The following is a 22,796-nucleotide window of genomic DNA, read 5'->3' on the forward strand; positions in this document are numbered from 1 at the left end:
CTCATGAAATACGGTATTCTGATGTGACAAAACCTGAATCCTGGTCGTTAAAGTGTTTGTTTGCACTCATATTTTAACTGTTAGGACTCAGGTTTTTTTATTTAAAGCAAACTATGGGACAGCAGTGATCTTGCGATTCCTTTTTTATTTTAAAGATAATGGATTAGATCATTCCTTAACAGGCCTTAGCGCTCGGCTGAACAGTACGAGGCAGCTCGCGACGCAGAATTTTTCCTACTGCAGACTTTGGTAATCCAGCCACAAACTCAATGTATTTGGGCAATTTATAACTGGTCAGTTGCTGCTTCAGATAAGTCATGACTTCATCTTGGGTCAGAGTTTCATCCTGTTTCACAATAAATGCCTTGGGTACCTGTCCAGACTTTTCATCATCAATACCAATCACTGCACATTCCAGTATTTTAGGATGTTTGGACAGCACGCCTTCCAGCTCATTGGGATAAACATTAAATCCGGAGACCAGAATCATGTCTTTTTTGCGGTCCAGAATGGTGATATAGCCTTGTTCGTCCATACAACCGATATCACCTGTCAGGAAGAATCCATCTTTGGTAAATACCTGTGCTGTTGCTTCGGGTTGCTGCCAGTATCCTTTCATCACCTGTGGACCACGTATGGCGATTTCTCCAGCCTGATTAAGTTCTACAGGTTTTCCTTCATCATTCAGAATCAGAATTTCAGTCCCTGCCAATGGCAAGCCAATCGTGCCACTAAATCGCCGGCTTAAAGGAGGGTTAAAAGTTGCAGTGGGTGAGGTTTCAGAAAGTCCGTAGCCTTCATAAATCTGGCAGCCTGTAACCTCATGCCATAACTCTGCCGTATTTTTCAGAATAGATGCTCCTCCGCCGGTTGTGGTTTTCAGGCTTGAATGATCCAGCTCACGGAAACGTGAATGATGCGCCAAGGCATTAAACATGGTATTCACACCCGGAAAAACGGTCGGTGGATGTTTCTGGTATTGATCTACCAAAGCATCCAGATCTCTCGGATTTGGAATCAGAACATTGGCGAAACCACGGCTTAAACCATAACTGAACAGGCAGATGGTAAATCCATAAATATGATACAGTGGCAAGGCACAGAAAACATATTCATTTTCAGTGGCATAACGGTCACCAAAATGGCTGATAAATACGGTACTGTTTTGGGCAATATTAAATAGAATATTACGGTGACTCAGTTCAGCACCTTTAGAAACACCTGTGGTTCCTCCCGTGTATTGCAGAATGACCGTATCTTCCTGATGCTGTACAGGCGGTTCAAACTCAATAATCTCTACCTGATTTATTGCCTGTTTAAAGTCAAAAAACTGTTTATCTGGATATTGTGCTGCCTGACTATAAATAGCACTTGGCTGCTCTTGAATAAAATCCAGCGGATGCGTCGAAATGACATATTTGAGTTCAGGACATTCATCTAGTGCTGTTAATTGCTCTAAAGTCTGTCCCAGGATAATCAAGGCTTCTGCACCTGAATCCTGTAGTTGATGATAGAGCTCGCGCTGGGTGTACATGGGATTGACATTGACCAGCACATAACCCGCACGAATAATGGCAAAAGTAGCAATTGGATATTGAATAATATTAGGCAGCATCACCGCAATACGGCTGCCAGCAGTCAGCCCAAGGCTCTGTAAATAGCTTGCCAGTTTCTGGCTATACACATCGATATCGTGATAGCTGAATTTGCGATCTAGATAGATAAATGCGGTTTTATCCTGAAATTTCACCAAATTCTCAGCAATTGTCGTGCTCAGGGTTTTCTCAGGATCTGGCCGGGTAAACTCCGGATTGATATTCCACTTTTTATATTCTTCCATCCATGGCTGACTGCTCATGACTATACTCCTGTCCTGGATTTACATTTATTTGTATTATTTAAACCATAAGATTTTGATTTTAATTACATATTTTTAAACCACTTTCTGCTGTCTCGATTCAACATACTGATAGTGATAACCGCTACGAATAAAATGCTGATTTTTATCCCTAAATGAATGAGCATAATCCGGCCAGACCAAAGTCAGCTTGCGACTGACCGGGTCCAGATACCAGCTTTTACAGCTTTCCGATAACCAGACACTACCTTGCGAAAGCTGCTGTAGCTCCTGCATATAGCTATTTTCAGCTTCTTGATCTGCTTCAAAGACCTGAATCTGTTCCTGCTCAAAAAACTGCAAGGCATCCAGCACCAGATCAAACTGGGTTTCCAGAAAATAAAGTGCTGAATTATGTCCACTGCCTGTATTTGGCCCATTCAGGATGAACAGGTTTGGAAAGTTGTGTACGGTCGTTGACTGATAACCCTGCATACCGCTGGACCATTGCTGCTTCAGGCTTAAACCCTGTTTACCCACCACCTTTGCGGCATAGGGTGGACGTGCCGCTTCAAATCCTGTCGCAAATACGATGATATCTGCAGAAAATTTATTTCCAGCCTGGCTTAATACACCGTCTTTCATAACTTCTGCCAATGCTGAGTCTTCAAGTGTGACATTTGGTTTTAGAAAAGTCGGATAATAATCATTAGAAAGCAATAAGCGCTTACAACCAGGTTCATAATTCGGCGTAAGTTTGCGCTGTAATTCAGGATCTGAAATCTGATGTTTTAAGAATTGCAGGCAGTTTTTCTTGACCCGCTCAATCTGGCTTTTCAGATTACGGCGCTGGGCAAAATTGTATTCATTGCCCCAGAACAAGGAATGTCTGAGGGCCGACATACTGTCCGGATCTTTGCGGAAAAGCTGTTTTTCTGACTCAGAATAAGCTCGGTCTGGTCGGGGCAAAATATATGGCGCACTACGTTGCAAGACGGTCAGGCTTTTTGCTGTTTTGGCAATTTCCGGTACAAGCTGGATGGCAGAAGCACCAGAACCGACCACAACGATATGCTGATTTTCCAGATTCAGCTCGTGGTTCCAGCGCGCAGAATGCATCACTTGGCCTTCAAATTCTTTCAGCCCCGGAATTTGTGGGAGATGCTCATCTGCCAGATGCCCGGTTGCAGTAATTAAAATCTTAGCCTGATACAGACCTTTAGAGGTTTGAATTTCCCAGATGCGTTCTTTAGCATTCCAGCTAGCTTTTTCCAGTTGGGTATGAAAATCGATATGTGGCCGGATATTTTCCTGATCACAGCATTGGATCAAATAGAGCTGAATTTCTGCCCCTTGCGGAAAGACACGCGACCAGTTGGGATTTTTAATAAACGAGAAAGAATATAAATGGGACGGTACATCACAGGCGACACCGGGATAGGTATTGTCACGCCAGGTTCCGCCCACTTCTGCTGCCCGTTCTATAATTTTAAAATCGTGAATGCCCTGCTGTTTAAGACGGATTGCCATGCCTAATCCACCAAAACCGCTGCCTACAATCAGAATCTTGCTGCGCTGTCCTTGAGCTTGCATTATTTATCTCCTTTAAGGCATATAAGGCTGGATTTTTTGATTCACCGGATACTGTTCTGGATGCTGGCTAAACTGGTTGATCAGTTGCACCACTTCTGCTGGCGCTTCGATATAGAGCGCATGTCCTGAAGAAATTTCGATATAGCGACTGTTCGAAATTGAAGCAAACAGCAGTTTAGCTTGCGCTACAGGCACCATGCGGTCTTCACGACAGGCAACGACTAGAGTCTCTGCACAGATGTCAGATAAAGCTGATGTAATATCAATGCGATAATTCAGTTCACGCTGTTTGGCTGCATCTAGTGAAGGTTTGACAAAGCGTGCCAGATCCAACACCTGCTGTTCGCTTCGTGCAGACAGATAATCATCGCTATACAGGCAATAATTGACAAAATGAGGCAAGGCCGCAGATTGTTCAGTAAATAATTGCTGCCAAATGACAGTACGTAGTTGTTGCACCGAGCTGGTTTTGGCCCAACCGGCTAACAGGATCAAACGCGCTACGCGCTGTTTTAAACTGGCTGCCACTTGTGCAGCAATCACGGCACCGAGTGAATAGCCGACCACTGTAATGATTTCATCTTTTGCAACTGCATGCTGAATCAATGCTTCAACCTGTTGGCTAAAATCAGTCACCTTTAGATCAGCTTTATTCGGGGTATGCAAATCAATGGATAAAACCCGCTGATGAATACCCAGCATCGGAAAAATATAGCTGAAATGCTTGTCGGTATTTCCACCGGTGCCATGAATCAAAATAATAGTCGGAAATGCAGAACGCTGTCCGACTTCATGAAAATTAAGCTGCCGATCAGCATAAGGACACTGTCGAGTAATCATGTCTAAATCCATATAGACTCCTGATCTTGTTGTTTTATGGTTTATTCAATATCCGAGAATAAATCTCAATATTTGAATTGGGTGAGGATGCAAAAATTATTAAAAAAGACCCACGACACGAGTATCGTGGGTCAAAAGGTTTAATCGAATTTGAACTCTTCAGGTTCAAGTAAAAACAGGCTTTCACCGCCCGCCTGAATATTGGCAAAGTGGGTTGAAGTTCTTGGCAAAATACGCGCAAAGAAGAATTGTGCAGTTTTGATCTTGGCTGCATAGAACGGATCAGTATTGCCTTCTTCAATTTTCTGCTGCGCAGTAATTGCCATTTTCAGCCACAAATAAGCGGACACGACATAACCAGAGAAATATAGGTAGTCAACTGATGCTGCCCCAATTTCATTGGCAGACTGTTGAGCCTGCTCCTGAATGGTTCTGGTTAATTTCAGCCATTGTTCAGTCAACTGGCTGACTTGTGCAACTTGCTGGCTGAACTGGACATGTTGCTGATGCTCTTTTACAAAGCCCTGAATTTCATCGGTTAATGCGGTCAGCAAACCCAATTTTGAGCCCAGCACTTTACGCGCCAACAAGTCAATGGACTGAATTTCAGTAGTTCCTTCATAGAGGCTGGCAATACGTGCATCACGGGCAATCTGTTCCATGCCATGTTCAGCAATATAACCGTGACCACCGAAAATCTGCATACCATGTTTAGCCGCTTCTATGCCGGTTTCGGTCATTAATGCTTTGGCAATAGGGGTTAATAATGCTAGACGGTCTTCAGCTGCTTTCTTTTCTTCCGGGCTGTCAGTGGCTTCAGCGATATCGGCATAGGTCGCCAGATAATATGCAAGTGCACGTGAACCTTCTGCAAACACCTTTTGAGTCAGCAGCATGTTACGTACTGCCGGATGCACGATAATCGGATCTGCAGGTTGGCCTGGCGCTTTCGCACCTTCAAGTGAACGCATCGCCAGACGGTCTTGGGCATAAGCCAATGCCCCCTGGTAAGAAGACTCTGCTGCTGCCAAGCCTTGAATGGCTGTACCGATACGTGCCGAGTTCATAAAGGTAAACATGCAGTTTAGGCCGCGATTTTCAGGCCCAATCAGGAAACCTTTGGCATTATCAAAATTCAGCACACAGGTCGCGTTACCGTGAATGCCCATCTTGTGTTCAAGAGCGCTACATACCACGCCATTACGGGAAGCCACATTACCAGCTTCATCCAGATTGTATTTCGGCACAATAAACAGCGAAATACCTTTGGTTCCCGCAGGTGCATCTGGCAAACGTGCCAATACGATATGCACGATATTTTCCGCCAGATCATGTTCACCGGCTGAGATAAAGATTTTCTCGCCACTGATGCTATAGCTGCCGTCCTCATTTGGCACAGCTTTGGTACGGATCAGCCCCAGATCAGAACCGGCATGAGATTCAGTCAAGCACATGGTTCCAGTCCAGCGACCTGCAATTAAAGGTACCAGGAATTTCTGTTTTTGTTCATCACTACCGTGGTGCTCTAAAGTACGCATGGCACCATGTGACAGACCTGGGTACATCCCCCACGACCAGTTGGTTGCAGTAATAATTTCAGAAATAGCAATACGGTATAAGGTCGGGAAGCCCTGACCGCCATATTGTTCATCACCGGTTAAAGAGGTAAAGCCGAGTTCTACATATTTGTCATAAGCTGCTTTAAACCCATCTGGAGTAGTTACGATGCCATCCTGCAAACGGCAACCCTGCTGGTCGCCTGTCGCATTAATCGGTAGAAGTTCGTTTTGGCAAAAGTCCGCAGCGACTTCCAGATATTGCTCCATAATATCCATAGAAACCTTGTCTGCGAATTTTGCATAGCCCTGATATTTCTGTTCAACGTTTAACAGGTCTTTCAGGACAAACTTCATGTCTTTTAATGGCGCAATATAATTTCTCATCGTAATTCCCTTGTATGAGTTCTAATTTGTATATTTATGACAATTAATTTCATAATACGAAATTATGTTTTAAATCCACTATAATATAATTTAAAGAATAAAATCTAGTCATTCGATGAAATTTCCCATTTAAAAATAAAAAATATACAGGATGAAAAAAGCCATTCATGGTGGAATGGCTTTTCTATTCAGCGACTTCACTAAAGTTGATTAACGTGGAAAAAATTGAGCTAAACGTTGCTGAACAATCTGCTCTGCCTCCTGCATGATATTTTCGATCAGCGCCTGACAAGTCGGAATGTCATGAATCAATCCCATCACTTGACCTGCAGTCAGTACACCAGCATCAATATCGCCATTTTCTAAAGCGAGCTTGCCTTTTAAACCGCTGACATAGGGACGAATCTGTTCAAATTGCAGGTTTGGATCTTCACTCATTTTCACCACAAGATCAGATACCGCATTTTTGGCAACACGGGCAGTATTCCTGAACTGTCGATACAGCAGATGTGTCGCCCTTTCATCATTATCGACATAGAACTGTTTGATGTTTGAATGGATCGGCGCTTCCTTAGTGGCACAAAAGCGTGTACCCATATTGATGCCTTCAGCACCTAAAGCCAAAGCTGCGACCAGACCACGGCCATCAGCAAAACCGCCACTGGCCACAATCGGCACAGTAAGCTGATCCGCAGCGGCAGGAATTAAAATCAGGCCAGGAATATCGTCTTCACCCGGATGGCCCGCACATTCAAAACCATCAATCGAAATGATATCCGCACCGATTCTTTGTGCTGAAAGCGCATGACGGACGGAAGTACATTTATGAATGACAATAATGCCGTGTTGCTTAAACGCCTCAATATGTTCATGTGGCTTGTTGCCTGCTGTTTCTACGATTTTGATACCGCTTTCAATGATCGCCTGTCGGTATTCTGCATATGGCGGCGGATTCACAGCGGGCAATAAAGTCAGATTGACCGCAAAAGGCTGATCGGTCATTTCTCGGCAGCGTGCAATTTCCTTGACCAAGGCTTCAGGCGTCGGTTGAGTCAATGCCGTTAATGTTCCCAAGCCACCTGCATTAGATACGGCACTGGCCATTTCTGCGGTACCGACCCACATCATGCCGCCCTGAATAATTGGATAGCGAATGCCTAAAAGCTCGGTAATACGGGTCTTAATTTTCATAAATGCTCTCCTTAGCATCCGGTAAATTGTGCAGGGCGTTTTTCGACAAAAGCCTGGACACCTTCTTTATAGTCCTGACTGCTCAGAGCCAGATATTGCAGGTTTTGTTCCAGCTCCAGTTGCTGGTCTATGTTATTTTCAGCACTGCGTTGCAAGGCCTGTTTGGTTAAAGCCAGCGCATAAGTCGGCTGTTGAGATAATCGCTGTGCAATGTCGTCGATATAAGCATCAAATTCTGTATCTGGAAGCATTTTCCAGATCATGCCCATTTCGGCGGCCTCTTTGGCATGCACCGGTTCGCCTAGAAAAGTGAGTGCCATGGCACGTGCATAACCGATTAAACGTGGCAACATCCAGGTGCCACCAGCATCAGGAATCAAGCCAATTTTAGAAAAAGCCTGAATAAATCGGGCACTTTCCTTGGCAATGACCAGATCACAGGCCAGTGCGATATTGGCACCTGCACCGGCAGCCACACCATTCACTGCTGCAATCACCGGTTTGGGACTCTGGCGGATCAGGTTAATCAAGGGATTATAGTATTTGGCCAGCGAGCCTTGCGGTGGCAAAGGCACATTGCCGAGCTGTCCAGCACGTTCTTTTAAATCCTGTCCCGCTGAAAATGCCCGGCCATTACCGCGAATCACAATTACCCGAATATTCGGATCTGTATTCCAGTTTTTCAGCACCTGTTGCACTTCCTCATGCATTTGCTGGTTAAAACTGTTGAGTGAATCCGCGCGGTTAAAGCTTAAGGTTGCGACGCCTTGCTGAACCTGAGTTTGAATCGTTTCCCACATCATCAATTTCCTTATTTTTCCGGTATCCCTACAATTAATAGCCTTTATTGACATCTACCTGATGGCATAAATCCAGCCCGAGATTTAAACGTCGGTCATTTTCTAGAATCTGTTCCACCACCACAGACATAGGTGCATGTGAAGCAACATGTGGTGTAACAACGATCTTTTCATGCTGCCAGAATGGATGTTCAGCAGCTAATGGCTCCTGTTCAAATACGTCGACAATTGCGCCACGGAGATGACCTGAATCCAGTGCATTGAGTAGATCCTGCTCGATTAAATGCTGCCCACGACCCACCTGAATAAGAGCAGCGTGTTCAGGTAACTGTTGAAATAATTCAGCAGAAAGAATACCGGTGTTTTCTTCAGTGAGTGGCAGCAGATTAATCAATATCTGGCTGTGGGCCAGGAACTCGGAAAGCTGTTCTTGGCCTACATAGCTTTTGACCTGAGCAATCTCTTTTGGGGAATTGGACCATCCAGACACCTGATAGCCCATGTCGGCAAAACGTTTTGCCACATAACCGCCCATATGGCCAAGGCCCATAATCCCGATCTGGATATGATGACTATAACTTTGACGATACTGTTTCCATAACTGCTGCTTTTGCTGCTGGATCATGCGGTCAAAATAACGCTGAAAATACAGCACACCCCAAAGCAGATAATCAAACATGCCTTTTTGATGATGTGGATCCAGTACCCGGCAGACTGACTGGTCAGATCTAATCTCGTTTAAATTTAAATGTTCGACTCCTGCAGCAATCGAATGAATCAGACCAAGTTCTGGAAGTTGTCGGAGTTTTTCTAGATCTGGAAACCACGAGGCTGCTGTGGTCGCCAGTTCTGCTTCCGGGCTGTCCAATGTACAAAAACTGCCCTCAGGGGCATATTTCTGAAAAGACTTCACCAGAATTGCTTCAATATTCGGCACAGTACTGGATATCACAATCATGATGCATACTCCGTATATTGATGCTCAATCAAAGACAAAGCGGCCTGCCAGGCACGCTGTAAAATCGGTTCAACTAAAGGACTAGCGAACTGCTTGGCGGTTTTAATTCGTACATCTTCACTTGGATAATGCAGTTCGGCACCGCCGCTTAAGGCCTTCACCTGTGCCTGACAGGCACGCTCTAGAAAATAGATTTCATGAAAGGCCCGTGCAATGGTTTCGCCCGCCGTTAAAAGTCCGTGATTGCGTAAAATCATGGCGCGATGGCCGCCCAGGTCCTGAATCAGGCGTTCTTGTTCATCTGTTGAAAGTGCCACGCCTTCATATTCGTGATAGGCCACCTGCTGATAAAACTTCATGGCGTGCTGGGAAATGGGCAGAAGTCCGTGTTTCTGTGCAGAAACTGCTATGCCATCTGCGGTATGCGTATGAATAACACAGTTCAGATGAGCATGTGCTTCATGAATCGCGGCATGGATGACAAAGCCTGCCATATTCACCGGCTTATCCTGTTCATAGCTTTCTACGACCTGCCCTTCATGATTAATCTTGACCAGCGTTGAGGCACACATTTTTTCAAAAGCGACACCATACTGATTAATCAGAAAACAGTCAGGCTGATCAGGGACTCTTAAACTGATATGGGTATCAATTAAATCAGTCATCCGGTAATGCGCAATAATGCGATAAAGCGCTGCGAGTTCACAACGTGCCTGCCATTCAGCATCTGTGACGAGATTTTTTATTGTCATCGTTCCATCCTGGAAAAATATAGCATTTCGATCACTATCTGTTATATCATAATTTTAGAAAAACAGAATATTATTTCATAAGGCGAAATAAGTCATTACAAGGAGTTGATATGCCAATATCACAATTAAACGGACTTGAATATCTCACCGCAATTAAAAATGGGGAAATTCCCAGTTCAGCCATGAGTGAAATTATTCCCATGCGTCTGACCTTGGTGCGCGAAAACTATGTGGAATATGAGGTGCGTCCTGATCAGCGCCATTACAATTTACAGGGTGGTATTCATGGCGGCTTTTGTGCAACGGTTCTAGATAGTGCGACTGGCGCTGCCGTGCATACGACAGTAGATGCAGGTGTCAGTTTCTCGACCATTGACCTGAATGTGAAAATGCTGAAAGCGATGAAAAGCGGCGAAACTTATACAGCTATTGGTGAAGTCATCCGGATCGGGCGTAATGTACTGACCTCAGAAGGCCGAATTATCGATAAAGAAGGTAAAGTTTATGCCTTTGGGTCGGCAACATTATTAGTCACTGGTCGTAAGTAATCATTACACTGATGTAATCAATCCCTGTATGTGCAGGGATTTTTTTATTTTGAAAAAATCCCAATAAAAAATGCCATGCATATCATAGATACATGGCATTAAGGCGATTACTTAAGCTGTTATGCAGCTTCAGGATTTTCAATCACCATCGCCAGACCTTGACCCAGACCGATACATAAGCTGATCACGGCATATTTTTTACCAGTACGCTGTAATTGACGCGCAACAGTTAAAGCCAAACGCGCACCTGAACAGCCCAATGGATGGCCAATTGCAATGCCACCACCATTTGGGTTGACACGCGGATCATCAAAAGCCACATCCAGACCTTTCAGGCAAGATAACACCTGGCTGGCAAATGCTTCATTGATCTCGATAATGTCCATATCATCTAGCGTCAAACCTGCACGTTTTACAGCTTTCTTGATCGCTTCGATTGGACCCGCCCCCATGATGCGTGGCTCAATGCCAGCGGCTGCAGAAGACAGGATACGAGCTAAAGGTTTTAAGCCATACTGTTCCTGAACTTTTTCACTGCCGATAATCAATGCTGCAGCGCCGTCATTGATACCTGATGCATTACCCGCAGTCACCACACCACCTTCGAAAAGCGGTTTTAACTTGGATAATGCTTCAAATGTTGAAGATGGACGTGGATGTTCATCTTCAGTCACTAATTTAGGCGGTAATTTACGTCCTTGTGAAACTTCAATCGGCGTAATTTCACCGTCAAAGAAACCTGCTTCTTTTGCAGCTTGATATTTCGCTTGTGATGCAGCAGCAAAAGTATCTGCCTGTTCACGCGTAATACCAAACTCTTCAGCAACGTTATCACCTGTTTCTGGCATGCTGTGCGCGCCAAACTGGTCGGTGAATTTACGGTTTGGGAAACGTGTACCAATCGTAGTGTCATAGATTTTGGCATCACGTGAATATGCACTTTCAGCTTTACCCATTACAAACGGTGCACGCGTCATACTTTCTACACCACCTGCAATATACAGCTCGCCTTCACCTGCAGTAATAGCACGTGCTGAATCAATTACAGCACCCAGACCTGAAGCACAAAGACGGTTTACAGTTTGACCTGGAACGGTCACTGGCATACCTGCAAGCAGTGCAGCAAAACGAGCCACATTACGGCTGTCTTCACCAGCCTGATTCGTACTACCAAAGATCACATCTTCTACGTCCGCTGCTGGAATACCGGTTTTTTCTAGCAGATTTTTAATGACTGTTGCTGCCAGATCATCTGGACGTACACTTGCCAGACTTCCGGCATGGCGACCGATTGGTGAACGTAAACCATCATAAATATATGCATTTAACATGAGTGTTATTCCTTTAACTTTTTAATTAATGTGTAGTATGAACAAGAGGTAAACCGAGCTGAACGCGGCGGCGCAACCAAGGACTTGGACGGTAACGCTGGTCACGTGTAATCGCAGTCATGCGGTCTAAAATCTTCAGAATTTTTTCCGCACCCAGTACATCGCCCCATTCAATTGGGCCGTATGGATAACCAAGGCCTAATTTCACGGCAACGTTGATGTCTTCTACGGTTGCAACACCTTGCTGGGCAATATCACAGCCGAGATTCACGATCATTGCCAAAGCACGTTGCGCTACAAAGCCGACGCTTTCCTGAATTGTGCTTGCAGTCACGCCATCCAGATTGAAAATAGATTGTGCTGCATTTACCAGTTCAGCTTTGGTCACAAACGTTGGCATTAAAGTACGGTGTTTATTTAAGCCGTAAAGCAGATCAATACAGACTACTTGCTGCGGAGACACCTGATAGCGGACTGCGGCTGAAGTTGCATCTTCACCATAAGTCGCAATCAGAATTAAAGCATCTGCTGAAGGTGCGTCAGTTTGCTCGATCTGGATGTTGAACTGCTGCAGATATTGCTCAAGCGCCTGAAGGTCTTCGCTATATTCTGTGCCTAGCCAAACCGATGGATATTGATCCAGCTTTTCAACCAGTGTTGGAGCTACATCACCTACTTTGCTCCCTGAGGTATAAGCGTAAAAACCTTTACCAGTTTTACGGCCTAGCTGTTTAGCAATAAAACGCTGGCGGGTAATCACGCTTGGGCGGTAACGCGCTTCTTCATAATATTGATGATAAATCGATTCACTCACCGGATGCGAGACATCCATACCGGTCAGATCACCTAATTCAAACGGCCCCATCTTGAAACCGATTCCGTCACGGTAGATCCTGTCAATATCATAAAATGGTGTGACATTTTCATTCAGAATTGCATAGGCTTCGCTACCAAAGGCACGGCCGGCATGGTTAATGATAAACCCTGGAGTATCTTTAGCTTTGACCGGACGATGACCCATTTTAATCGAGAGCTGGGTTAATGCTTCAATAATGTCAGCACGGGTATTAAAGCCTTCAATCACTTCGACCACTTTCATGAGTGGGACCGGATTAAAGAAGTGATAACCGGCAACACGTTCTGGCTGCTCACAGTTGGCAGCGATTGCACTGATCGACAATGAAGAGGTATTAGATGCCAGAATCGCCTCTGGTTTTATCATTCCTTCCAGTTGCTGCATCAGTTTTTGCTTGATTTCCAGATTTTCAATAATCGCTTCAACAATCAAGTCACAATCTTTCAGGTCTTCTAGCTGCTGGGCAGTCGACAGATGAGCAATATCTTCAGCGGCTTTTTCATGGCTGAATTTACCTTTATCTGCCAAGGTATTTAATGTTTTGGCCAGTTTATCCTGTGCCTGTTCGGCTGCCCCTTCTTTGGCATCAAACAGTACCACATCATGACCAGACTGAATCGCGATCTGGGCAATACCTGCACCCATCGTGCCTACACCAATAATACCGATTTTCTGAATCTGAATACTCATGCTTATCGTCCCTGATAATTCGGTTTACGTTTTTCAATAAAGGCCTGCATGCCTTCTTTTTGATCTTCGGATGAGAACAGCATCTGGAAAGACTTACGTTCCAGGGTAAGTCCGGCATTAAGCGGCACATCTTCAGCCAATAAAGCCACTTCTTTGATTTGCTCTAGAGCAATTGGCGGCATTTTCGCTAGGCCTTCCGCCATCTTGATAGCTGTAGCAAGGGTTTCACTGTCTTCAGTCACCTGGGACACCAGACCAATTTGATAGGCTTCCGGTGCAGGCACCAGACAACCCGTCATGATCATTCGCATGGCATGAAATTTGCCCACTGCACGGAATAAACGCTGGGTACCACCTGCACCCGGCATAACACCCACTTTCACTTCAGGCTGACCAAACTGGGCACTTTTCCCGGCAATAATAATGTCCGCATGCATGGCCAGTTCACAGCCACCGCCAAGTGCATAACCATTGACTGCTGCAATCACCGGTTTTGAACACTGTGCAATCGCCTGCCAGTAACGTTCAGTCCGACGTTGCATCATTTGAATGGTTTCAGCATTGGCCAGTTCTTTAAGATCGGCTCCTGCTGCGAAATCTGTTTCACCACCCGTAAGAATAATGGCACGGACATTTTCATCATCATTCAGTTGCAAAAAAGCCGCCGCAAGTTTCTGACGCACTTCTGTATTCAGGGCATTTTTCGCTTCTGGTCGATGAATTTTAACCATCGCTACATGAGTTGAAATTTGTTCTATTTGAACGACCTGTTCCATTAAAAAACTCCATTTATTTTGTATAGCGAAATTTTATTTTATATAAAACTAAGGTTTCTAAAGCTATAAATCAAGGATTTTTAACTCCATAATTCAAAAAAGTTATTTTTTACTAAAAATAGAGTAAAAACTCTTGTTCAATTGATCATTTTATGATTAATTAATTTCGTAATACGGAATTAAGTATTTTAAATGCAATCTGATTATTCATTTAAATGAATAATCGCCATAAGGCAGAACTTAAAATTAATTTACGAAATCAAATTTTCCAGCAATGAGATGATTTTGATTTAGCGTAAAGCATGAAAAATCGAATGTAGCCTGATAATAAATGCAGCGGCTGTTGTGTGCAGAGCGAGTCTGTTAAATCAGGAAAACTATGTTTCCGTGAGGAAGAAAAATGGATTTAGCGGTAGCAGAGGAAATGCTACTTTTAATATATAGAGGATATAAGAATGACAAGCGATACCATCGTAACAGGAGACAATAAAACCGATGTCTCCTCCACGGATACCATTAAACAGGCGCCAAAACGTCTATGGATGACGGCTTTTGTCTTTGCTTTTCTGATTTTGCTCTGTGACGGTGCAGATATCGGGATTCTGGCTTTCAGCCTGACCAGTCTGAAAGCTGAATGGGGACTAACTTCTGTACAGGCTGGTGCTTTAGGAAGTTATTCTCTTTTGGGTATGGGAATCGGAGGTTTTATTGGTGGATGGGCATGCGACAAATTTGGACGTGTCCGCGTCATTGTACTGGCCACCATCGCCTTCTCGATCTTGTCCGCCTACTCAGGTTTTGCGCAGTCGTATACTGAATTTGCAATGTTACGTACTCTGTCCTGCTTAGGTCTGGGCTGCTTGTATATTGCCTGTAATACCTTGATGTCTGAATATGTGCCTACCAAATACCGTACCACAGTGCTGGCAACATTGATGACCGGCTTCACTCTGGGTTCTTTGGTGATTACCATGCTTTCAGGCTGGATTATTCCTGAGTTCGGCTGGCGTATGCTGTACTGGATCACGATTGCGCCATTAGCTCTGGGTATTCTGATGCACTTTATGGTGCCTGAACCTGAATCGTGGAAACGTGTCCGGGAAATGAAAAGAACTGGCCAGATCGTGGATAACGATGCGAAAAAAGGCAATCCATATATCACCATTTTAAAAGATAAAACCCACGGCAGAATGTTTATCTTATGGTCATTCAGCTCAGGTTTTCTCTTATTCGGTTACTTTGGGGTGAGCAACTGGCTGCCAAGTTATCTGGAAGCGGAATTAGGGATCAAATTCAAGGAAATGGCGATCTATATGATTGGTACTTTCTTGACCATGATATTCGCCAAAATCATTGCAGGTTATGTTGCTGATAAAATTGGTCGCCGTATTGTGTTTGCTTTCGGCACCATGGGAACAGCGCTATTTATCCCTGTCGTGGTGTATATGCATAATGCCGATAACATTGGCGTACTGATGCTAATCTTCGGCTTCCTGTACGGTATTCCATATGCCATCAATGCAACCTATCTAACCGAAAGTTTCCCGACTGGTGTTCGTGGTACAGCGGTGGGCGGTGCATTCAATATTGGTCGTATCGGTGCAATCTTCGCGCCAATTACGATTGGTTATCTGGCGATGCATGGTTCGATCGGTACAGGTCTGTTGGTAATGGGTGCAGCATATTTCCTATGCGGTTTGATTCCTGCCCTGTTTATTAAAGACCGTTTATACGATCCGCAAAAAGCAGAATAAACCCTACTTCGGAAGGCAGGTCAAATCGCTGCCTTCCTCACTTCAAATATTTACAACACGTCAGTATAGAAAGGTCTCCTTTCATTCAGGATTAAAAATTTCTTTAGGGATTAAGAAATGAAAAAATTAGTTTTAGCGACATTATGTGGTATTGCTTCAGCACAGGCATTTTCAGCAGAAGCTTCTGAAGACCGTATGCAATTTCTTGAGTCACAGTTAAAGCAAATCCAGGCAGAACTAGAACAACAAAAAGCCGCGCAACTTGCATTAAAGAACCAGCAGGAACAAGCCAAAGCGCAAGACTCTAAAACGCTGAGTTCAATGGTAGATAATGTCGATGTTTATGGCTTGATCCGCTTTGATGGTGCAGTCGATTTCAAAAGTACTACTGAAGCCCGTGGCCGTACCATTAACCAGATTAATAAAGTACCTTTTACTGAACCGGATTCTGTACGTTCCGATTTTACTGCGGCTGCCAGCCGGATTGGTTTCCTGGCCAAAGATCTAGGAGGCAATCCGAATGTTTCTGCTCGTTTAGAAGCCGACTTCTGGACCAACAATGGTAAAGGCGATGGTGGATTACGTATCCGTCATGCACACTTAAAATACTATAACTGGACGTTTGGTCAGGCCTGGTCATTGATGTCAACACCAGAGATTAGCACTGAAGCTGTCGACTACAGCTTGTTCCTGGGTGGATCAGTCTTACGTACACCTCAGGTGAGCTATGCTTTCAAACTTGATCCGGAAAATACCTGGAATGTCGGTCTGGAGTACATGGCCGGTGGCGATCGTTCTTCTGCCTTACCTGCCTTAAGCACTAAATATGTTCATCAATCAGGCCCTCTTCATTTATTAGCTCAAGGCTTTGTCAATCAAAAGCAAGCGCAAACAGATACAGGTGATATTGAAAAAGTTGGCTGGGGTGTGGGCGTTGGCGGACGTTACCGTTTAGATGATCAAAACTCAATTCAGGGGAACTATTTCCATATGGTCGGTGATCAGCGTATTGCAGCTTTCTTGACTCAAGGTTCAACAACCGATGGTGCTGCCTGGGGTGGCGATTATTCAGTCGATCCAATCAATAATGAACTTTTATTGAATGAGTTCAATAGTATAAATATTGGCTTCACGCATAAATTTACGCCGAAACTACGTAGTAGTATTAATGCCAGCGTGGTTGATTTTGATGATTCTAGCGATTATGCCAAAGCCAATCCGGAAACCAATAAGCGCTTAACCGACTATGTGGCTAACGTGATCTATTCTCCTGTTCCAAAGATTAATTTGGGTGCAGAATATCATCATGGCAAGCGTGAAACCTTTGACAATAAGGAAGCAGATATTTCGCGTATCAACCTCTCTGCCAACTATAGTTTTTAAAGCCTCAGGAGACAAGGATGTCAGCCCAAGGGCAAATTTCACGCCGTTTCATGTTCATGATGGCAATGACCTGCGCACTCTGCGCAGGTTGTAACTATTTTAACCAGCCCTTGATTTATTCTATTGCAGAGGATCTGCAGATCAGTGTGGCTCAGTCTGGCTGGACTGTAGTACTGACCCAGATTGGCTATGCCACCGGATTATTTTTGTTTGTCCCTTTGGGTGACTTGTTCGAAAAACGGTTGTATATCTGCAGTTTGATGTTCTGTACCGGATTGGCGCTTATTGGGCTTTCAGCCAGTACCAATCTGCATATGTTGTATGGCTTTACCCTGCTCGCCTCTTTTTGTTCGATCACCACCCAGATTCTGATTCCTTTTGCCGCCAGCCTGTCGCAGCGTGATAAAAGTGCCGAAGTCGTTGGCCTACTCATGAGTGGTGTTCTGGTCGGCATTCTGTTTGCCCGTACCGTGGCCGGACTGATTTCTACTTTATGGTCCTGGCATGCGGTGTACTTGTTTAGTGGTTGTGCAATTCTTCTGCTGAGTCTGGCCATGTGGTTCCAGTTACCAAGCGCTAAGAGCCAGTTGCAGATGAATATATTGCAAATTTATCGCTCACTATTTACCTTTGCACGCACAGAACCCATGCTGATCCGGCGTAGTATGATCGGAGGTTTGGGTTTTGGCATGCTGAGTATTATCTTTACTACCATGACTTTTATTCTGGCTGAAGCACCTTATCATTTTAATGATTTCCAGATTGGCCTCATGGGCATTGTGGGGGTGGTCGGCATCTGGTCCTCTCAGTGGACCGGTAAAATGATTGGCAGGCATCGGGAAAAATGGATTGCGCATCTGGCTACGTGCGGACTGATTCTGGCCTGGATTCCTTTATTCTTTGCCCAGAATTATTTATGGATTTATATCTTGGGCTTAATTCTGGCTTATTTTGGAATTTCCTGTTTGCATGTCTTGAACCAGAATCTGGTCTATCGAATTTCAATGCAGGCTCGCTCGCGGATTAATGCCATCTATATGACCTGTTATTTTTCAGGTGCCGGTCTGGGTGCATTTTTATCGCTGCATTTATGGAAAAGCTATGGCTGGTCTGCCTGCGTCATTTTAGGTTTTATTTTTGCCGTGTTGATCTTTTTGATTAACTATTATGATTTAAACCAAGAAAGAAATTTAGCCAATATTCAGCCTGAGCCTTAGATACTGTTAAAAACCTTTGGGGTTAAAAGCTTATTTTTTTATCCCGCTTTCTGTACCGAGCATAAATTATAGAGATGATACGCTGATAAAATAGAAAAATTCTTTAAGCCTGTTTAACGTTTCCTTTCTATCTGAAGAGCGGTTGAAAATATTGATATCTTAACTTTTAGAGTTAATTCAATTTACTATTTTCCATTGCGAGATAAACAGGCTTCAATTCAGTTAAAGGTGCAGGTTTTGCATAAAAGAAGCCTTGTAGCAGATCACAACCCTGTTGATAGAGTAAACTGGCTTGACTTACGGTTTCGACCCCTTCCGCGACAACTTCCAGATCCAGCTGATGGGCTAGATGAATAATCGATTGCACAATTGCAGCATCCTGACCATCGAGGGTCAGCTCTTCAATAAAACTACGGTCTAACTTGATTTGATTAATCGGCAAGCGACGCAGATAACTGAGACTCGAATAACCTGTGCCAAAGTCATCAATGGCGACCTGTACACCTAAAGCACGCACTGCTTTCAAAATTTCTATGGTTCGATCTGCACCATTAATGATGACACCTTCCGTGATTTCAATTTTAAGTAATTCCGGCGGTAATTGACTGAGTTCAAGTGCATGTTCAAGCACCTGCAAAAAGCCTGCTCTACGGAATTGCAAAGGAGAAATATTCACCGATACCGTGATCTGGCTATTGTGTGTCTTGTTCCACTCGGCAATATCTAAACAGGCCTTTTCCAATACCCATTGACCTACACTAATAATTTGCCCAGTTCTTTCTGCAAGTGGAATAAAAATCGCTGGGGAAATATAACCCTGCTGTGGATGGCACCAACGGATTAAAGCTTCTACACCTGTTACCAGTCCAGTTTCAGGATGAACCAGCGGCTGATAGAACAGGTCAAAATTTTCTTGATTGATCGCTTCCATGAGTTCCAGACGCAGATTGGTATAGTCTATTTCTGCGACAGGCTGCATTCTGGTTTTTTCATACCACTGCCACATATTACGACCTTGTCTTTTGGCTTCCTGCATCGCCAAAACAGACTGGTAGATCAATTCAGAAGAATGATGGATCGAACTGTCATCTGCCACAATACCAATACTGGCACTTAAATGTATTTTGTACTGATCAACAATAAACAGCATGGAAAGAAGATCAAGAATTTCTCCGGCGATCGCCTCGACTTCAGTATGCTCATCTGTCCCTGAGAGCAGCAAAATAAATTCATCTTCAGCGAAGCGGCATAGCACATTATTGCCTTGAACAAATTTTTGCAGCCGCTCGCCTACAATTTTGAGAATCTGGTCACCCACCAGATGACCTAAGCTGTCATTGATATTTTTAAAATCATCCAGATCTATATACAGCAAGACTAAAGGTTGTGAGCTCTCGTGCTGTGCTTCAAAAATATTTTCCAGAATCTGTTTGAATGCATACTGGTTCGGTAAACCGGTTAAATGGTCATGGGTATGCTGATGCTGAATATATTCTTCGTGAATACGTTGCTGGGTAATATCTTCCTGAATCCCCAAAAAATGGGTGCAGGTTCCTGTCTGGTCAAAAATAGGACCTATAGTTAAACGATTCCAGAACCAGCTACCATCTTTACAGTAACTTTTTATAGTCACCTGAATTTCTTTTTGTTCTTTGACCGCTTGCTTGAGTAATGCAATCTGATCCGGATCAGTATCTGGACCCTGTAAGAAAAAACAGCTTTGTCCTAATACTTCTGCTGCTGTATAACCGGTGAGCTTTAGAAAAGCCGGATTTACATACACCATTAGCCTTTCTTCAGAGACATCGGTAATAAAAAGACTATTCGGACTGGCCTCTACCCCCCGTTTTAATAATCGTAGAGACTCCTTGTTTTCACGCGATACAGTAATATCTCGGGCAATGCCAATAATACCGGTGACTTTCTGATTTTGAATAATCGGTAAATTGGTCAGATCCAGCCATAAGATATCGCCTGCAACATTATAAATTGGAAGTTCATAATGTTGAGATTTACCTTGCGCCGCTTCTGAAAATGAAACGTTAGCAAGTTCATGGAATTCGGGCGGTATGAAGGCACAATAGTGCTGACCATGAATTTGCGCTTTAGAAAAACCTGTAATTTCTTCGCAAGCAATATTGGTATTAAGCACATGTCCCTGTAGGTCAAGTTCAAAAATAATATCTGGATGATAGGTATAAAATGAGCTGTATTTTTCATTAAGCTCATGTCTTTTTTGGCGTTCCTGATCAAGCTCAATTGCCAGAGCAACTAATTTTGCCGCTTGTTGTAAAAGCTGAATATGATGCTCAGTCGGTATTTTTGGTGTTCGATAATAGGTAGCAAACGTTCCGTACAGAATATCTGAAGCATTAATAATCGGCATAGACCAGCAGCTAGACAATTTTTCTGCATTTACCAAAGCACGATAAGGCTGCCAGTTTGGGTCTTTCATTAAATTCGGACTAATAACCAACTGACGTAAGAAAGCAGCTACGCCACACGATCCTTGATTTGGCCCAATTTTCAAATCTTGAATAGCATTACAGTGCTCTTTTGAGAAGTGTTGTTTACCACTTATGATATTTAAAGTTTGTGTGTCATCCTGATAGAGCATAATGGTGACAAGCGCATCTGGAATACGCGATTCAAGCCACTGGCTAATGACATCGAGGATAGGTTTAAGTTCAGTATGGCGACCAATCAAATTAAAAATATGAAAAATTTCTTGATCATCACAATTATTATTCATTCAGACTATCACCTTCCTTAGCTTGTTAACATTTTAGACTTATTATTCAAATAATCATTAGCAAAAGTTTGTATTTATATCTTTAAAATGCGGAAATATGGTCAATATTACGTGTATTTGATAATAATTCTAAAATTTAAAAATCACAGCCGAAGCTGTGATCTAAAACTATACTTTTACTCAATCAGAATATTGCGGACTTATTTTTAGGCTGCTTGTTGACGACTGTCCACTAATTTACAGCCAGTCTGCCGTTGCAATTCTTCAAAACTTAAACCATCCACTATTTCAATAACCTGAGCCTGGTTGTCTTTTAATTCAATCACACAGAGATCGGTATAAATACGGTTGACACAATGTTTACCTGTTAGAGGATAAGTCAGTTCTTCAACAATTTTTGCTTCACCGTTTTTAGTCACATGTTCCATGCAAACATAAACACAGCGAGCACCCACCGCCAGATCCATCGCACCGCCTACAGCAGGTACAGCATCAGCATTACCGGTATGCCAGTTCGCCAAATCACCATTAATAGCCACCTGGAAAGCCCCCATGATACAGATATCCAGATGCCCGCCTCGCATGATATCGAAAGAGTCGGCAGAATTCATAAAACTGCCACCTTGCAACATGCTTACGAGTTCTTTGCCGGCGTTAATCAGATCATCATCTGCCTGTTCATGATCACTCAATGCAGCAAAACCTAAAACGCCATTTTCCGAGTGTAGAATTACTCCTTGTTCAGGTTTTAAATAACCTGCTACGCGTGTCGGTAAACCAATACCCAAATTTACAAAAGAGCCGGTTGGAATGTCTTGTGCAACTTTAGCTACAATCTGTTCACGACTACGTTTTTGAATATTCATTATTTAATATCTCCAACCTTGACCACATGCTGTACAAAAATTCCTGGCGTTACAATGATCTCTGGATCAAGTTCTCCCAGTTCCACAACTTGATGGACTTGTGCAATGGTGGTTTTTGCTGCTTTGGCCATGATCGGACCAAAATTCCGTGCTGCCTTACGGTAGGTCAAGTTGCCCCACTGATCTGCCTGATTGGCATAAACCAAGGCATAATCAGCATGTATCGGATATTCCAGCACATAATCTTTTCCATTGATATTACGGGTTTCTTTACCCTCAGCTATTTTGGTACCAAAACCGGTTGGAGTAAAAACAGCTCCTAAGCCTGCACCGGCTGCCTGAATACGGCAGGCCAGATTGCCTTGTGGCACCAGTTCCAGCTCAACTTTTCCGGCTTTATACAGATCTTCAAAGACGGTTGAGTTATTGGCCCGTGGAAATGAACAGATCATTTTTTTAACCAGTCCAGACAACAGCAGATTGGTTAGACCACGATCTCCAGAAGCTGCATTGTTGTTAATAATGGTTAAGTCTCTAGGACCAAAGTCAATTAATGCTTCGATTAATTCTACCGGCTGACCTGCCAGGCCAAAACCACTGGTCATAATGTGTGCACCATCAGGAATTTGCTTAAGTACCGTCTCGATATCCTGCGTGATTTTATTCATCATATTGCTTCCTAGCATGTTCTATCTATATTACGAGTGCA

18 protein-coding genes are annotated in these 22,796 nt (G+C 43.6%); 4 read left to right on the plus strand and 14 right to left on the minus strand.

Annotated elements, in window-relative coordinates; translation table 11 throughout:
• Positions 1-175: 175 nt before the first annotated feature.
• The 8 genes from AC1P5O_RS09755 to AC1P5O_RS09790 all read right to left on the minus strand — a co-directional run bounded on the left by AC1P5O_RS09755 (position 176) and on the right by AC1P5O_RS09790 (position 9,914).
• Positions 176-1,858, minus strand: a complete 1,683-nt coding sequence (locus tag AC1P5O_RS09755) for an AMP-binding protein (protein ID WP_164543024.1) — start codon at positions 1,856-1,858, stop codon at positions 176-178.
• 75 nt (positions 1,859-1,933) lie between these two features.
• A complete protein-coding gene (locus AC1P5O_RS09760; protein ID WP_164543025.1) occupies positions 1,934-3,430 on the minus strand; it encodes a flavin-containing monooxygenase in 1,497 nt (498 codons plus the stop codon).
• Positions 3,431-3,442: 12 nt separating this feature from the next.
• Positions 3,443-4,270 carry an alpha/beta fold hydrolase gene (locus tag AC1P5O_RS09765; RefSeq protein WP_499005984.1) on the minus strand — a complete coding sequence of 276 codons (828 nt, stop codon included), beginning with the start codon at positions 4,268-4,270 and terminating at the stop codon, positions 3,443-3,445.
• Positions 4,271-4,410: 140 nt separating this feature from the next.
• Positions 4,411-6,213: an acyl-CoA dehydrogenase C-terminal domain-containing protein gene (locus tag AC1P5O_RS09770; protein ID WP_222110437.1), complete on the minus strand. Its 1,803-nt coding sequence runs from the start codon at positions 6,211-6,213 to the stop codon at positions 4,411-4,413.
• 210 nt (positions 6,214-6,423) lie between these two features.
• A complete protein-coding gene (locus tag AC1P5O_RS09775) occupies positions 6,424-7,404 on the minus strand; it encodes an NAD(P)H-dependent flavin oxidoreductase (RefSeq protein WP_004280300.1) in 981 nt (326 codons plus the stop codon).
• An 11-nt stretch (positions 7,405-7,415) separates the two neighbouring features.
• Entirely contained in the window at positions 7,416-8,204 is a 789-nt protein-coding gene (locus AC1P5O_RS09780; protein WP_017397916.1) for an enoyl-CoA hydratase-related protein, read from the minus strand.
• 34 nt (positions 8,205-8,238) lie between these two features.
• Positions 8,239-9,162, minus strand: coding sequence for a 2-hydroxyacid dehydrogenase (locus AC1P5O_RS09785; protein WP_005266398.1), 924 nt, complete (start codon positions 9,160-9,162; stop codon positions 8,239-8,241).
• Entirely contained in the window at positions 9,159-9,914 is a 756-nt protein-coding gene (locus tag AC1P5O_RS09790) for a class II aldolase/adducin family protein (protein WP_005266397.1), read from the minus strand. The genes AC1P5O_RS09785 and AC1P5O_RS09790 overlap by 4 nt, the downstream gene beginning before the upstream one ends.
• A 110-nt stretch (positions 9,915-10,024) precedes the next feature.
• Between AC1P5O_RS09790 and AC1P5O_RS09795 the strand changes: the two genes are divergently transcribed.
• A complete protein-coding gene (locus AC1P5O_RS09795) occupies positions 10,025-10,462 on the plus strand; it encodes a PaaI family thioesterase (RefSeq protein ID WP_005266396.1) in 438 nt (145 codons plus the stop codon).
• A gap of 119 nt (positions 10,463-10,581) precedes the next feature.
• Here the strand turns inward: AC1P5O_RS09795 and AC1P5O_RS09800 are convergent, their stop codons facing one another.
• From AC1P5O_RS09800 to AC1P5O_RS09810, 3 genes are read right to left on the minus strand one after another with little or no spacing between them, the layout of a single operon-like run.
• A complete protein-coding gene (locus AC1P5O_RS09800) occupies positions 10,582-11,793 on the minus strand; it encodes a 3-oxoadipyl-CoA thiolase (protein WP_005266395.1) in 1,212 nt (403 codons plus the stop codon).
• A gap of 25 nt (positions 11,794-11,818) precedes the next feature.
• A complete protein-coding gene (locus tag AC1P5O_RS09805) occupies positions 11,819-13,339 on the minus strand; it encodes a 3-hydroxyacyl-CoA dehydrogenase (protein WP_121979789.1) in 1,521 nt (506 codons plus the stop codon).
• Positions 13,340-13,341: 2 nt separating this feature from the next.
• Complete coding sequence (locus AC1P5O_RS09810) at positions 13,342-14,115, minus strand: enoyl-CoA hydratase (protein ID WP_121979790.1); 774 nt, start codon at positions 14,113-14,115, stop codon at positions 13,342-13,344.
• A 455-nt stretch (positions 14,116-14,570) separates the two neighbouring features.
• Here AC1P5O_RS09810 and AC1P5O_RS09815 point away from each other — a divergent pair, with 455 nt between their 5' ends.
• The 3 genes from AC1P5O_RS09815 (at position 14,571) to AC1P5O_RS09825 (ending at position 18,469) form a co-directional block, all read left to right on the plus strand.
• Positions 14,571-15,869, plus strand: coding sequence for an MFS transporter (locus AC1P5O_RS09815; protein WP_121979791.1), 1,299 nt, complete (start codon positions 14,571-14,573; stop codon positions 15,867-15,869).
• A 117-nt stretch (positions 15,870-15,986) separates the two neighbouring features.
• Complete coding sequence (locus AC1P5O_RS09820) at positions 15,987-17,252, plus strand: DcaP family trimeric outer membrane transporter (protein WP_004646966.1); 1,266 nt, start codon at positions 15,987-15,989, stop codon at positions 17,250-17,252.
• A 17-nt stretch (positions 17,253-17,269) separates the two neighbouring features.
• Entirely contained in the window at positions 17,270-18,469 is a 1,200-nt protein-coding gene (locus AC1P5O_RS09825; RefSeq protein ID WP_004646967.1) for an MFS transporter, read from the plus strand.
• A gap of 172 nt (positions 18,470-18,641) precedes the next feature.
• On the opposite strand, the gene AC1P5O_RS09830 is transcribed toward AC1P5O_RS09825, so the two are convergent.
• The 3 genes from AC1P5O_RS09830 to AC1P5O_RS09840 form a co-directional block, all read right to left on the minus strand.
• Entirely contained in the window at positions 18,642-21,221 is a 2,580-nt protein-coding gene (locus AC1P5O_RS09830; protein ID WP_348942104.1) for a bifunctional diguanylate cyclase/phosphodiesterase, read from the minus strand.
• A 206-nt stretch (positions 21,222-21,427) separates the two neighbouring features.
• The gene (locus tag AC1P5O_RS09835; RefSeq protein ID WP_121979793.1) at positions 21,428-22,087 is read right to left on the minus strand and encodes a 3-oxoacid CoA-transferase subunit B; all 660 of its coding nucleotides are present in this window, start codon (positions 22,085-22,087) and stop codon (positions 21,428-21,430) included.
• Positions 22,087-22,758 carry a 3-oxoacid CoA-transferase subunit A gene (locus tag AC1P5O_RS09840; RefSeq protein WP_004730985.1) on the minus strand — a complete coding sequence of 224 codons (672 nt, stop codon included), beginning with the start codon at positions 22,756-22,758 and terminating at the stop codon, positions 22,087-22,089. Before AC1P5O_RS09840 ends, AC1P5O_RS09835 begins: the two co-directional genes overlap by 1 nt.
• Positions 22,759-22,796: the final 38 nt, after the last annotated feature.

Source organism: Prolinoborus fasciculus (assembly GCF_056724605.1).

Coding starts and splice junctions, on each gene's coding strand:
- AC1P5O_RS09810 (WP_121979790.1), bottom strand. CDS start 14,115: ATGGAACAGGTCGTTCAAATAGAACAAATTTCAACTCATGTAGCGATG.
- AC1P5O_RS09760 (WP_164543025.1), bottom strand. CDS start 3,430: ATGCAAGCTCAAGGACAGCGCAGCAAGATTCTGATTGTAGGCAGCGGT.
- AC1P5O_RS09800 (WP_005266395.1), bottom strand. CDS start 11,793: ATGTTAAATGCATATATTTATGATGGTTTACGTTCACCAATCGGTCGC.
- AC1P5O_RS09755 (WP_164543024.1), bottom strand. CDS start 1,858: ATGAGCAGTCAGCCATGGATGGAAGAATATAAAAAGTGGAATATCAAT.
- AC1P5O_RS09780 (WP_017397916.1), bottom strand. CDS start 8,204: ATGTGGGAAACGATTCAAACTCAGGTTCAGCAAGGCGTCGCAACCTTA.
- AC1P5O_RS09765 (WP_499005984.1), bottom strand. CDS start 4,270: ATGATTACTCGACAGTGTCCTTATGCTGATCGGCAGCTTAATTTTCAT.
- AC1P5O_RS09840 (WP_004730985.1), bottom strand. CDS start 22,758: ATGATGAATAAAATCACGCAGGATATCGAGACGGTACTTAAGCAAATT.
- AC1P5O_RS09770 (WP_222110437.1), bottom strand. CDS start 6,213: ATGAGAAATTATATTGCGCCATTAAAAGACATGAAGTTTGTCCTGAAA.
- AC1P5O_RS09790 (WP_005266397.1), bottom strand. CDS start 9,914: ATGACAATAAAAAATCTCGTCACAGATGCTGAATGGCAGGCACGTTGT.
- AC1P5O_RS09835 (WP_121979793.1), bottom strand. CDS start 22,087: ATGAATATTCAAAAACGTAGTCGTGAACAGATTGTAGCTAAAGTTGCA.
- AC1P5O_RS09795 (WP_005266396.1), top strand. CDS start 10,025: ATGCCAATATCACAATTAAACGGACTTGAATATCTCACCGCAATTAAA.
- AC1P5O_RS09805 (WP_121979789.1), bottom strand. CDS start 13,339: ATGAGTATTCAGATTCAGAAAATCGGTATTATTGGTGTAGGCACGATG.
- AC1P5O_RS09830 (WP_348942104.1), bottom strand. CDS start 21,221: ATGAATAATAATTGTGATGATCAAGAAATTTTTCATATTTTTAATTTG.
- AC1P5O_RS09785 (WP_005266398.1), bottom strand. CDS start 9,162: ATGATTGTGATATCCAGTACTGTGCCGAATATTGAAGCAATTCTGGTG.
- AC1P5O_RS09815 (WP_121979791.1), top strand. CDS start 14,571: ATGACAAGCGATACCATCGTAACAGGAGACAATAAAACCGATGTCTCC.
- AC1P5O_RS09825 (WP_004646967.1), top strand. CDS start 17,270: ATGTCAGCCCAAGGGCAAATTTCACGCCGTTTCATGTTCATGATGGCA.
- AC1P5O_RS09820 (WP_004646966.1), top strand. CDS start 15,987: ATGAAAAAATTAGTTTTAGCGACATTATGTGGTATTGCTTCAGCACAG.
- AC1P5O_RS09775 (WP_004280300.1), bottom strand. CDS start 7,404: ATGAAAATTAAGACCCGTATTACCGAGCTTTTAGGCATTCGCTATCCA.